Source organism: Aquibacillus sediminis (genome assembly GCF_005870085.1).
GTDB lineage: Bacteria > Bacillota > Bacilli > Bacillales > Amphibacillaceae > Aquibacillus_E > Aquibacillus_E sediminis.
The window spans coordinates 1-12,689 of sequence record NZ_SZNM01000035.1; the positions used below are offsets into that span (position 1 = coordinate 1).

Annotated in this window: 11 protein-coding genes; 7 read left to right on the plus strand and 4 right to left on the minus strand. The window is 39.4% G+C overall.

All coding sequences use genetic code 11. The features are described from left to right. Positions 1–347: 347 nt before the first annotated feature. Positions 348–2,342: a S9 family peptidase gene (locus FCI53_RS19495; protein WP_138420676.1), complete on the minus strand. Its 1,995-nt coding sequence runs from the start codon at positions 2,340–2,342 to the stop codon at positions 348–350. Positions 2,343–2,633: 291 nt separating this feature from the next. After that, positions 2,634–2,852, minus strand: coding sequence for a hypothetical protein (locus tag FCI53_RS19500; RefSeq protein WP_138420677.1), 219 nt, complete (start codon positions 2,850–2,852; stop codon positions 2,634–2,636). A 263-nt stretch (positions 2,853–3,115) separates the two neighbouring features. Between FCI53_RS19500 and FCI53_RS19505 the strand changes: the two genes are divergently transcribed. From FCI53_RS19505 to panF, 3 genes are all read left to right on the plus strand, one after another. Continuing rightward, a complete protein-coding gene (locus tag FCI53_RS19505; protein WP_138420678.1) occupies positions 3,116–3,445 on the plus strand; it encodes a hypothetical protein in 330 nt (109 codons plus the stop codon). Between the two features lie 348 nt (positions 3,446–3,793). Beyond that, on the plus strand, positions 3,794–4,066 hold the full coding sequence (locus FCI53_RS19510; RefSeq protein ID WP_138420679.1) for a YhdT family protein: 273 nt from the start codon (positions 3,794–3,796) through the stop codon (positions 4,064–4,066). Next, complete coding sequence (gene panF / locus FCI53_RS19515; protein WP_138420680.1) at positions 4,063–5,499, plus strand: sodium/pantothenate symporter; 1,437 nt, start codon at positions 4,063–4,065, stop codon at positions 5,497–5,499. Before FCI53_RS19510 ends, panF begins: the two co-directional genes overlap by 4 nt. Before the next feature lie 383 nt (positions 5,500–5,882). Here panF and FCI53_RS22105 read toward each other — a convergent pair whose 3' ends face one another. Next, positions 5,883–6,014: a hypothetical protein gene (locus FCI53_RS22105; RefSeq protein ID WP_281279570.1), complete on the minus strand. Its 132-nt coding sequence runs from the start codon at positions 6,012–6,014 to the stop codon at positions 5,883–5,885. Positions 6,015–6,274: 260 nt separating this feature from the next. Between FCI53_RS22105 and FCI53_RS19520 the strand changes: the two genes are divergently transcribed. The 3 genes from FCI53_RS19520 to FCI53_RS19530 are packed head-to-tail and all read left to right on the plus strand — an operon-like array spanning position 6,275 to position 8,550. Beyond that, entirely contained in the window at positions 6,275–6,391 is a 117-nt protein-coding gene (locus FCI53_RS19520) for a cytochrome c oxidase subunit 2A (protein WP_138420681.1), read from the plus strand. Positions 6,392–6,418: 27 nt separating this feature from the next. Then, complete coding sequence (locus FCI53_RS19525; protein WP_138420682.1) at positions 6,419–6,889, plus strand: cytochrome c oxidase subunit II; 471 nt, start codon at positions 6,419–6,421, stop codon at positions 6,887–6,889. Then, the gene (locus tag FCI53_RS19530) at positions 6,889–8,550 is read left to right on the plus strand and encodes a b(o/a)3-type cytochrome-c oxidase subunit 1 (RefSeq protein ID WP_246050161.1); all 1,662 of its coding nucleotides are present in this window, start codon (positions 6,889–6,891) and stop codon (positions 8,548–8,550) included. The genes FCI53_RS19525 and FCI53_RS19530 overlap by 1 nt, the downstream gene beginning before the upstream one ends. 484 nt (positions 8,551–9,034) lie before the next feature. Here FCI53_RS19530 and FCI53_RS19535 read toward each other — a convergent pair whose 3' ends face one another. Then, positions 9,035–11,347 carry a S8 family serine peptidase gene (locus tag FCI53_RS19535; protein ID WP_171038250.1) on the minus strand — a complete coding sequence of 771 codons (2,313 nt, stop codon included), beginning with the start codon at positions 11,345–11,347 and terminating at the stop codon, positions 9,035–9,037. A gap of 451 nt (positions 11,348–11,798) precedes the next feature. Between FCI53_RS19535 and FCI53_RS19540 the strand changes: the two genes are divergently transcribed. Further along, positions 11,799–12,680: a TetR/AcrR family transcriptional regulator gene (locus FCI53_RS19540; protein WP_138420684.1), complete on the plus strand. Its 882-nt coding sequence runs from the start codon at positions 11,799–11,801 to the stop codon at positions 12,678–12,680. The last annotated feature ends 9 nt before the right edge of the window (positions 12,681–12,689 follow it).

Genomic DNA, 12,689 nt, shown 5'->3' on the forward strand with positions numbered 1-12,689 from the left:
GTTTCCTTTACCAAGTTAGCTGAGGCCGTGCCCATGGAAAGCGTAGTATTCTGCCGTAGCGATGGTATAACACTTATTTTAATCAGAATAGAAGAAAGCAGAATTACAATAGTTATTGCACAGTATACAGCTTTTGCGCAATAACATCATTTAAAGATTGAGGTCAATTTTTCCTTTAATTCTACTTCTATTATAATCGAAGGAAATTGCGAATGTACACTGAAGTGTGGTTTGGGTAGGGGACCAATAATAGGAAAAAAACAAGTGTACGCAGAGGCTGAAGACGGGATGTGAAAAAGAATGCTCCTAAGCGGCTACCAAAGGAACCGCGTTAGAAACGTTAAGGTTTACAGATAAGTATCAAACCACTCCACGATCTCATTCAAGCGGCTAATTCTTAATGCCGGCTTTCCATTTCGAGATAATCCGTGATTAGATTCGGGATAACGAACAAATTTCGTTGGGATACCGCGGTGTTTTAGCGCTACATAAAATTGTTCGCCTTGTTCAATTGGACAGCGGTAATCTTTTTCACTATGGATAACTAGTGTTGGTGTCTCTACATTATTTACATAGCGAAGAGGGGATTGGTTCCACATTTTATCTGGGTTTTCGAGCATCGATGTTTTCAATTCCCACTCCGTGAAGAAGTAACCAATATCACTTACCCCATAAAAGCTAAGCCAGTTACTAATTGAACGTTGCGTCACCGCTGCTTTAAACAGATTGGTATGGCCAACGATCCAGTTTGTCATAAAGCCACCATAACTACCACCAGTAACGCCAAGACGCTCTTTGTCAATCCAATCATATGTTTCGACTGTATAATTGGTCGCATCGATAATGTCTTGGTAGTCGCCGCCACCGTAATCACCACGTACAGCATCGACAAAAGCTTGTCCATACCCATGACTACCGCGCGGGTTGATGTATAACACACCGTAGCCCTTGGCAGCAAGTACTTGGAATTCATGCATGAACGCATTGCTGTACATCATATGTGGTCCACCATGAATTTCCACGATTAATGGATATTTTTTTCCCTCCTCAAATCCAATAGGTTTCATGATCCATCCATGTAATGGGATACCATCTCGAGCTAGAAATTCGATTGCTTCTGTTTCTGCAATATACCTTTCACCAAGCCAAGCTTGATTCGACGTTGTTAACCGTTGTTCCTTTTTATCATCAAGGTTGACAAGATAAAGATCACCAGGAGTTTGGTTATCACTGATGGCGATCGCTAGTTTTTGTTGGTTCATATCGAAACTAAATGCATAGATTTGGCGATTGCCACTAAGGACAGTAGAAACTTTTTCATCTACTAAATTGACTTGGTAGAGATGTGTATTTCCGTGGTCACTCGCTAGGAAAAATAGTTTGCTTGCATCATTTGCCCAAACGGCTCCAGCATTTCCCACGCCTGTTGCCATGTCGTTAATGGCTACATCTTCTGCATGGACATCCCAATCTTCTGTCAAACATCTAAGTTGTTTAGTTGCAAGATCTAATACCCATACGCGTGTTAAGGTAGCGTTCGTATAAGCTAGGTCGTGTCCTAATAATGAGATTTGTGAACCATCAGGGGAGTAGTTTGGTGAATCAAACATTCCTTCGCCATTAGTTAGTTTTGTTATTTGTTTACTAGCTAGGTCGATTTCAAAAATGTCTATCCTAAACGTACGATCTGGGTCGTCTGTTTGATTGGATGCAAAGGCAATTCGTTTCCCATCAGGTGAAAAGGCGCCATCATGATGATCAAACAGGCCATCGGTAAGTTGCGTAGCTGCACCAGTCTCAAGATCGATGACCACCAATTGTTGGTAGTTATTCTTTAACAACCCTTCTCCTTCAGCTTTATATTTTAACCGGGTTGTCACATACGGTTTAAGTTCTGCATCTTTTGATTCTTTGTTATTATTACTAGCCTCTTCGCCATTTAATGGCTCTTCTTCCTCAAGCGAAACTGTCACTAACAGTTGTTTGCCGTCAGGGGAATAGACAGGGTTTGTTGCCCCATTGCTAAAATGTGTCAGTTGCTGTGCTTCTCCACCAGTTAATGAAATTGACCAAATTTGTTGTTTACCTGAGCGATTGGAAACAAATAAAATCGTGTTTCCGTCTGGTGACCAGCGAGGATTGGTATCATTTGCATCAGCTTGAGTGAAACGCGTCTCCACACCTGTTGTAACATCTTTTACATATAAACTTGATTGATAGTTTTTCTTATCATTAATAATACGCTTGACGAATACCACCTTTGTCCCATCCGGTGATAGTTGCGGATCAGAGATAAATGAAAATTTTAATAGATCTTTTGCTACGATACCTGGTTTTGTCATGGGTTTTCTTCCTTTCTACTGTTTGCATGATTTGGTTTATCCCGGTGCAACCGTCCGTAAGACTCCCACTTCGAAACATGAAGGAAAACGGAAGATGTTTAAGTGGGAGTAAACTTTCGCTTTCACCCCGATTCGTTCAACTAACAATCAGTGGGGGGGGGGAGGCAAAACCCCCACTGATTGAAGTTTCACTTTATGAATTCATAGTAAAGAAAAGGATAAGAGTTTAGCAACTTTTAGGTCCCAGTGTTTGTATCTCCTGGGACCTTGATGATAGTGTGATAGAATTGTTTAGTTATTCGAACGACCGTAGTAGCCGCCATGATGTCCGTGATGGTGGTGATGCCAAGGGTGATGGTGATGATGTCCATGATGATGCCCATGATGGTGATGGTGCCAAGGATAAAAGCTTCCATGGTGATGCCCGTGATGATGCCATGGGTAGAATCCACTTCCTCCATATCCGTATGGGTTTCCGTATCCGTAAAATCCAGGTAATTGTCGCTTCATTTTTCCCTCCTCCTTTATTTCTATAGCTTATGACAGTAGGAGGGGGTTAGACTGTGTAGCGGCCTATAAATCTTTTGTGTTGGGCATTGTCACCGTTTGCATTTGCTTTGTTGCTAGCTGTTGAAGTTTCTTATCCGTGATGGTATAGTATGAGATACAATTGTATGATTTGGAAGCGTAATAATTTTTCCTTCCAGCGCATAGCTTCTGTTAGTAGAACGTATGTTACACGAAAACTAATCCAGAAAGCGGGGAGTGTTTAGATGATGTCAAGCAAGGACAAAGTCATTAGCCTCAACGATTACAGACGTAGAAGAAATGGATTAGACAAACCGCTTTTCAGCAAGCCGACAAACATTGTGATTGAGGATCCCAACAATCCTGAAAAGTACGGTGAATATGCGGTTGTTTGTAACTTAGTTCATGAAGATCGGCAGTTTTTGGCAATGGAGCGTGAGGATCAAGAAGAAGATCGTTACACCATGGTCGAAGGGATTGTGGAAAATGGTTCGCTCGTAAGGGTAGAGCCAATCGCAGAAGATGAATACGATGAAATTGAATCAAAGTTCTCGAGAATTTTTGCTCAATTTTAATCAACATTAGAACGTCACTATGTTAAAAGAAAATAGAATAAAGAAACATCAGCCCTATTCGTGCCCTCGGAGTATTGTGAAATCTCAAATGGATGCATGAATAGGGTTTATTAATGCCTTCGTTGTGGGGAATGCAGCAAGCAAAATTTGTTGAAGAATTTTCCTAGATAAACAACGCAACGAACTTTCAATCATTCTATTCCTCTTCGCCTGATTGCTAAAACATGTCATTACATAGCATGTACGTTCATTAGCCTTGGATTGGATACTAGTACAATAGAAAAAAATCCAGTATAATAATGTTTTAAATAACGTATGTAATAAAAATCTATTTACAGAGGGGTAATTATGAGTAAGAAAAAGGATCCGCGGTTTAAAATAGCGAATCGGGAAGCATTAATTGGTGTTGGACTAGCGGTTTTTAATTTTGTTTGGTGGTTTGCTTTTGCCTATGGGTTGGGAAGTAAATCGCCGGAAAACTATCAATATATTTTGGGATTGCCTGCATGGTTCTTCTATAGTTGTGTATTAGGTTTAGTGATTATGGTAATTGCCGTTAGCCTTATTGTGAAAAAAGGTTTTGTTGATGTTCCATTTGAAGATGAGGAGGTGGATCGATGAACTGGGAAGTAATTATTCCACTATTCCTCTTTTTATTGATTATCTTTGCGATTGGATTTTGGGCTAGTGGGCATGTCCGCGCATCTAGTTCTTTCTTGCAAGAATATTTTTTAGGTGGACGAGAATTAGGTGGCTTAATTCTAGCTATGACGATGATCGCTACATATGGAAGTGCTAGTAGTTTTATAGGGGGACCAGGTGTTGCCTATACAGAAGGGTTAGGCTGGGTATTACTTTCAATGACCCAAGTTGTTACAGGATACTTTGTGTTAATGATCTTAGGGAAAAAATTCGCGATTGTGACAAGAAAGTATCAAGCGATCACCTTGGTTGACTATTTGAAACATCGTTATGATAGTAAAATCGTTGTGATCACTGCTGCTGTCAGTATCATCATCTTTTTATTTTCTGCGATGGCCGCCCAGTGGATAGGTGGTGCCCGGTTAATTGAGTCATTGACTGGTTTGCAATATACTTCAGCCTTATTTATTTTTGCAGTTTCCGTCCTAATCTATGTGATAATTGGTGGATTTAGAGCGGTAGCGTTAACCGATACGGTTCAGGGGATTGTGATGTTTTTTGGTACGTTAATTCTATTAATTGCAACGATTGTTGCTGGTGGTGGAATTTCGAACATCATGACAGACTTAACGACTGAAAATCCCAATCTAGTCACCCCATTTGGATCGGATGGAAGTCTTACACCTGCTTACGTATCATCGTTTTGGATTTTAGTTGGTGTCGGAGTGGTTGGCCTGCCACAGGTCACCATTCGTGCAATGTCTTATAAAAATGCACAAGCAATGCACCGAGCGATCATTATTGGCACGATTGTTGTAGGGTTCATTATGTTAAACATGCATTTAATTGGCGTCTTCGCGCGTCCGATCCTTCCAGGAATTGAAGTAGGCGATAAGGTGATGCCAATGATCGCGATGGAAGTACTCCCGCCATGGATTGCAGGTATCGTCCTAGCTGCGCCAATGGCTGCAATCATGTCGACAGTCGATTCGTTACTATTACTCGTTAGTTCTGCTGTAGTGAAAGACGTCTATGTCAACTACATCAAGCCGGAAGCAACCCAAACCCAAGTGAAAAAATTAAGCTTTGGTGTGACGGGTGTGTTAGGTATTTTAGTGTTTGTGATGGCACTTGATCCACCTGATTTGCTTGTATGGTTAAACTTGTTTGCTTTTGGAGGATTGGAAGCAGCCTTCATTTGGCCTGTCGTGTTGGGACTCTATTGGAGTAGAGGGAATAAATACGGGGCAATCGCATCGATGGTTGTTGGGGTACTTAGCTATATCTTAATTGATAGTTTTTATCCAGAACCATTGGGTATGCACTCCGTAACTTTTCCAGTGCTGATGTCACTGATTGCTTATATTGCTGGTAGTCTGTTAATTAGAGTTGAACAAAAGGAATCTATTTAATCAAAACGGAATGAGGAATCGCTTGTAGAGACGAAGCGGTTCCTCATTCCGTTTTGTTCTTTTGAAGGTGGGAGCGGACATATAATTCGCTATTTGCTGGAAAAAGAGGTTTTTGGGACTGTATGCGGACATGTCCAAAATGTCCGATCCATTGCAAAAATAGGGCAAAATTTTAAAAATAGTGTACTCAATGTCCGCATCACAGGATCTTGAACTCGAATTAGGGTGGGAGTAGCATTTTAACAGTTGGACGAGGCTATCGAAAATGTCAATAAACATAGCCATTCGACTAATAGTGGTGAAGGACAAATGAATACGGATCTGTTTCGACTCTCAAAGTGTTGGATTAGCGAAATAACGGAATGAGGGCCCGCATTAATGGATTAAACGGTTCGAGGTTCCGCTTCCACCACATTCGATCCATCGAGCAAAACGGTAATATCAACCCAAACAACCAATTGATCATGTGCCTGGTTGTTTTTATTTTTTTGCCGACCCGACCATAACTTCTTCACAAAACAACAATCATTAGTTTACACGTAAAAACGACCTCTTCACAAAAAAATTCAGACTATTTACATTACAAACAAAAAAGTACAAAATGTCATGTTTTAGACAAATTTTCATGCCAAGACGTTTATAATGCGGCTCAACGTTGCTAATTGCTAGGCTGGTAACACATGTCCAAAGGCGCCGGTGTGATATTTTTCACAGTCAGTAACAAAATTTACCACTACGATGTACCCAAACAGTTTCATTTCAAGGGGTGGAAATTATGGGGAAAAAGAAAAATGAAGAAAATTTGAAAGGGACATTGGTAAGCGTTTTCTTGGTTGGTTTTATTATTTTAATTATGTGGTTTGGCGCTTACGGTCTTTATTTATCGAGGTAATGACATTAAAGAGAGAAGGTGATGGGAATGCATTTTCACAGGTTTGAAAAAATTTGGTTGATTTTTGGAATGGTATCATTAATTGTATTTTTAAGCATTGTCGGGGTCAGTGCGTTTGCGATGGATCAACATCCATCAGGGGGAATGGACACGATCGATCCAGAGAAAGTGGAAGAGACTCCACCTTTTGATGACCCTGGTGTACGACAAATTGATGAAGATACGTATGAAGTTGTCATGATAGCTATGGCTTTCGGTTACGAGCCAAGTCAAATTGAAGTCCCTGCAGGTAAAGAGATTGTTTTTAAGGTAACAAGTACAGATGTGACCCATAGTTTCACCATCGTTGATACAAAAGTAAATATGATGGTTATCCCTGGGCAAATCAATGAAAAACGCTATACGTTTGATGAGCCTGGTGAATATTTGGTGTTGTGTAATGAGTATTGTGGTGCTGGTCATCATGTGATGAGCACAACCATTAAGGTGGTGGAATAATGAACTCAATCATAGACAAACAAGACAGAAAATTAGCGCTTAGTCATATTTTAGTTGGTTACTTTGCCTTTTTAATTGGTACGTTTTGTGGGTTATTACAAGTTTTCATTCGTAATGATGCGATTGAATTACCAAACTGGCTCGATTATTACCAAATCCTAACAGCTCATGGGGTATTGTTAGCACTTGTATTTACTACTTTTTTTATCTTTGGTTTTTTAATTTCGGGTATGAGCAAGACGTTAGGAACATTTGGTCCAAAAACTAGAGGCTTTAGTTGGATTGGTTTTTATTTAATGGTAATTGGGACGACGATGACAACGGTGACGATTATCTCCGGTCAGGCATCGGTTTTATACACATTTTATGCACCGTTACAAGCAAGTGGTTGGTTTTATGTAGGATTAGCTTTAGTAATCGTTGGTTCATGGGTACTTGGCTTTTCATTAATTGGCCATTATATCGTATGGAAAAAAGCACACAAAAAACAACTGAGCCCATTGTTTGCCTTCATGACCGTTGCAACGATCATCTTATGGGTGATTGCGTGTCTTGGCATCGTGGTAGCAGCATTGTTTCAATTCATTCCATGGGCGTTTGGCTGGGTGGAAACGATTAATGTTGAACTTAGTCGTTCACTATTCTGGTATTTTGGGCATCCACTTGTCTACTTTTGGTTATTGCCAGCATATATGGCATGGTATGTGGTCGTTCCAAAAATCATTGGTGGAAAAGTATTTAGTGATGCACTCGCAAGGCTATCGTTTGTGTTATTTATCTTATTCTCGATTCCAGTAGGCTTTCACCACCAACTTACAGAACCAGGGATTGAAAGCTTTTGGAAGTTCTTGCAAGTGGTCTTAACATTTATGGTGATCATTCCATCTCTGATGACAGCATTTTCCTTGTTCGCTACCTTTGAAATTACAGGTAGGAAAAAAGGAGGAAGAGGACTATTTGGTTGGTTTACAAAACTACCTTGGAGAGATGTTCGTTTCACATCCATTTTTATTGCGATGGCATTTTTCATCCCTGGTGGAGCTGGCGGAATTATCAATGCTAGTTTCCAAATGAATGAAGTCATTCATAATACGATGTGGGTCGTAGGTCACTTCCATATTACAGTAGGGACCCCAGTAGCGATGACGTTTATGGGGATTACATTTTGGTTAATTCCGCATTTAACCGGTAGAAAATTAACGAAGTCGATTAAAAAATTAGCGTTTATTCAAATTATTACGTGGGCAATTGGGATGCTACTCATGTCCACCTCACAACATATTTTAGGTTTACTTGGTGCACCAAGAAGAACGTCTTACACAGGGTATAACGGAAATAATGTTGCCCTAGAGTGGTTTGATGGTATCTTATCCAATCATGTCACGATGGCAATCGGCGGTTCCATCTTATTTTTATCTGCGATGCTATTAATTTATATTGTAGTGATCACATGTGTTGCGTCACCGAAAGCGACGACAGAAGCAGAACTCGTAGAATTTCCAATCGCCGAGAGTGATCCAGGTGCTACCCCACGCTTTTTGGAAAATTGGTGGATATGGATTGGTATTTGTTTTGCGCTGATTGCGATTGCTTATACGATACCGATTATGGATATGATTCAACACGCACCACCAGGATCGACAGGATTCCAAACATGGTAAATCAATCTTGGTGGGGATGAATAGTTATTCATGAATGTTCCGAGACGGATCATAGGGAAAGGGAGTTGATACGATGAGCTTCTGGGTAACACTATCACTAATTATCGTGACAACAATTGTTGTTGCACTTGTTGTTGACTTGAATACAGAGGAAGAATAGAGTGACAGGCTGAAGCACTAGGGAACACGTTTCCTTCGTGCTTTTTAGCATTATCTTGGTCGATTGGGTAAAAAATCGATCTGAATCAACTGTGACTAGAGATGTCACGGCAGATTGGGGCAAGATTTAGATCTGAATCAGCCAATAAAAGTGATTCGCGCAAAAATGGGATACGATTAGCTGAGGGAAGGTCCCTTTCTCCGAATCGTACTCAAAAATCACATAAGAAATAGCATACCATGTACGTTGGTATGCTATTTCTTTATATATTCAGTTTTTTCCTCGAAAAAGTGAACCTTCAGACCAGCCTAGATCATTTCCATATTAATTCATCGCACGATACATAAATATAGAAAAGTGCAACCGTGATAAGGTTGTATCTGGTCTATATGTACCATCATGGTAACCTTTTGTGACTTCAGCATTGTTTAGTGCGTGAATGCTATCTTCAGCCCAATAACCTTCGATATCAGAAAGAGTTTTTTCATCTGATTGACCTTCTAATTCAAAAGCTTTTGCTAGAATAAATGCCATTTCACCACGTGTTAAAGGTTTGTGTGGTTCAAACCGTTCACCTTGATAGATTTCATCGAAATAGCCTAACGCAGTTACTGCTGAAATTTCTTCATACCCTTCCATTGATGGGGGAACATCTGTAAATGTTTGTTCGACTTGTGCGTCTGTTTCGATATCTAACGCACGTACGATCATAAGTGCTGCATGCTTTCTTGTCACTTCGTCTGTTGGCTTGAAGACCCCATTAGGATAGCCATGAATAATGCCTTTTTCACTTAAATACTGTATTTCTTCTTGGTAGGTTGTGACGTCTTCATAGAAAGGACTCACATTTATATTTGTTTGATCTTGTATAGTATCTGCTTCATCAACAGCATAAACTGTTAATGTATTGTCTGCACGAACGTCAGTCAGATCAATGGTAAAGTAACCATCTTGATCTGACACCGTTGTGCCAATTTGCTGGTCATCCATTGTGACTAAAATTTTTGTATTGGCCGTCGCTTCACCCGTTAATTGTTCACTCGTATCAAACACTGCTGAAACATGTTCAAGAGCATTTTCTTTTGTTGGTGCGGCGTCTGATTTTATATGAAGTTGATAGTCTGATTCTGACCAGAGATCTGTCTCTTCCGTAATCCTAAGCTGATAAACACCTTGTTCTAAATCTGGTGAGATGATTTGTTGTGAACTGTCCCATTCTTCAATCGCTTGAGGTTCATCTTGTTTGTATAAGGTTGCAACTAGGTTTAAGTTCGTTTCTAGTGCATCAATTGAGATATCGACGGCAGCATCTTCAGGTAATGAAAATTCATACCAATCATTATCTTGAGGTAGTTGCATCTTTTCCTTTACAAATTGATTGATTTCAATTGGTTGAGCTTGATCCCGTTGATTTGCCTGGTCATCGGATAAATCAGGTTCTGATAGTTTCAAAGATTCGGCAACATTTATTATCCCGTAACCTAAGTGTTCTTCCCATGTGCCTAACGATAAATCAGAGTTTGCAGCTCCTTTTTCGATTGCCCATTCAATCATTGTTGGAGTCCAATCAGGGTGTTGTAATTTTAGCATTGCTGCAAGGCCACTAACTTGTGGTGTTGCAAACGATGTTCCTTCATCTTCTTTTACACCCCCAGTATGGTCTAAGCTTATGATGCTCGTTCCAGGTGCACTAACATCGATCATTGGTCCATAATTGGAAAAGTGTGCTCGAAGAAATGTAGGATCATACTTATTTAAACTATTTTTATCAGCAGCACCAACACTGATTACATTAGGGTAATAAGCAGGATAAGTATTTTGAGCTTTTCCTTGGTTTCCGGTTGCAGCGATTAACGTGATTCCTTGCTCGGAAGCTTGTTTTAGTGCTTTCTGCTCTAGTGAATTCGGATTATTTCCTGTGTAACTCATATTAATAATGTCTGCGCCTTGTTCAACAGCATAATGAATCCCTTCAATGATGTCACTATATACCATGGAGCCGTTATCATCACCAACTTTAATAGGCAGAATCTTTACCTGCTGTGACATTCCAGCCATTCCAGTGTTGTCAAGGTTTGCAGCAATGATACCAGCGACAAATGTGCCGTGGCCATTGTCATCATCTGGTTCATGATCGTCATTTACAAAATCATAACCAGGTAGTACTTTTCCTTCAAGTTCTGAGTGCTCGGCATTAACACCAGTATCAATAATAGCAACTGTTATGTCGTCGCTATTATCGTTCGATATGTCTAACGAATCATCCACATCTATCGTATTCAAGTACCATTGTTGTTCGTACATCGGTTCAGCCGATAGGTTAGCAATCGTCCTTGTGCCATTAGGCTCCGCGCTAATAATGGTTGGATCTTTCTGCAGTTTCAATAATGTATCACCATAATCAAGGTGGTTAGGAACTTGAAGCACTGCTATATTTTGATCCATTAAAGATGAACTAGTCTTTACTTGTTCTAACCCGAGCTCTGTCCATCGTTCGTTTGTTGCATCTTCCTTATAGTGAACTAAAATTTGTTGATTTTCTGTTGTTTCCTTAGCCATTAAATTGGAAGTAGTATTGATTAGCATCAATGGTACGATCAGCATCCATATGTATATCCAAGCATGTTTGTCCTTCATTTGTTTCCCCCGCATCTTTTAAATTGTGATATTGCTAATCTCATCCCGCCTTAACAGACAGACCCCACTTTAAGGTGTAAGGTTACCGAAAAATAAGTGGAGGTCTGAGATCCACACTACCTGTAATAGATTCAAATCGTTCAAGTAATAATTAGTGGGGATGAAGAACTCCCCAATGGAACTTTCCTTTTATTCTCTTAAATGGAATCTATCACCCTACTTAATAATTATACCATTACAAATAAAAGAAGGGTATAACCAAAATAATAGCAGCGTTGGTACAGTATTTGCATTTATTTTGAAGGTAGATGCAAATATTGCCAATGCATGTCAAATCTAGTAATATTAGTTTGTGACTGAATGGTCAACATTTTCTGACTGATTGGTCATAAATAGTGGTGACCATTAATTATACTTAGATGTACCCTTTTTTAGAAATGAGGTGGAAAGGTTGAATTATAAACAGAAGCAACTATTAGAAAATGCGATGAAACTTTTTTCTGAACGAGGTTTTCACGGTACCACGATTCAGGAAATTGCTAACAAAAGTGGTGTCTCCAAAGGCGCTTTTTACTTACATTTCCAATCAAAAGAAGATCTAATTCTTAACATTTATAAATATTATTATCAATCACATATGGAACGTATGGAACAAATAAGTAATGAAATACCAGATCCGATGGAATCATTAACGAAACAGATTGAAACTATTTTTAATTCGATTCTTGATAATAAAGATTTTATTGTAATGCAAATGCGCCATAGTATTGCATTTGGAGAGGAAATTGACGAATTTATTCGATATATTAAGCAGCAAAACTTTCTTTGGAACAGTGACTTTTTGGTTCGCATATATGGAGAACAATTAAGACCATTTATCGTTGATGCAACTAGTCTGTACGAGGGGATTATAGGTGGGTATTTTAAATGGTTTATTTATGATCACCCACAAATTAATACGGAACAGCTAGCACAGTTTATTATTCGTCGAATTGATAACTGTATAAGAGGATTACTTGCAGAGGAGAATGAGCCACAGATCACTTACCAAGAATTACTGAAACATTTTCCAGAGTCTAATCGTGAAGAAAGCGATCATGTTACAAGTACGCTGCAAAACATGAAACAGCAGATTGAAGGATTACACATTTCTGATAAGCAGCGAGAGGAAATACATGTAGCGATTCGTCTATTGTTAGAGGAAATGGAAAAAGAAACACCACAACCAGTAGTTTTTAAAGGGATGCTTTCTTATTTTAAGGATATTCCGGAGTTGCAAGGACAATGTGAAGAACTAGAAAGACAATTGAATAGACATCTGCTAGTTACATAAAGAGAAAAG

Excerpts from the sequence above, each read along its gene's own strand:
- panF (WP_138420680.1), top strand. The coding sequence starts at position 4,063 with ATGAACTGGGAAGTAATTATTCCACTATTCCTCTTTTTATTGATTATC.
- FCI53_RS19495 (WP_138420676.1), bottom strand. The coding sequence starts at position 2,342 with ATGACAAAACCAGGTATCGTAGCAAAAGATCTATTAAAATTTTCATTT.
- FCI53_RS19510 (WP_138420679.1), top strand. The coding sequence starts at position 3,794 with ATGAGTAAGAAAAAGGATCCGCGGTTTAAAATAGCGAATCGGGAAGCA.
- FCI53_RS19525 (WP_138420682.1), top strand. The coding sequence starts at position 6,419 with ATGCATTTTCACAGGTTTGAAAAAATTTGGTTGATTTTTGGAATGGTA.
- FCI53_RS19500 (WP_138420677.1), bottom strand. The coding sequence starts at position 2,852 with ATGAAGCGACAATTACCTGGATTTTACGGATACGGAAACCCATACGGA.
- FCI53_RS19535 (WP_171038250.1), bottom strand. The coding sequence starts at position 11,347 with ATGAAGGACAAACATGCTTGGATATACATATGGATGCTGATCGTACCA.
- FCI53_RS19505 (WP_138420678.1), top strand. The coding sequence starts at position 3,116 with ATGATGTCAAGCAAGGACAAAGTCATTAGCCTCAACGATTACAGACGT.
- FCI53_RS19530 (WP_246050161.1), top strand. The coding sequence starts at position 6,889 with ATGAACTCAATCATAGACAAACAAGACAGAAAATTAGCGCTTAGTCAT.
- FCI53_RS19520 (WP_138420681.1), top strand. The coding sequence starts at position 6,275 with ATGGGGAAAAAGAAAAATGAAGAAAATTTGAAAGGGACATTGGTAAGC.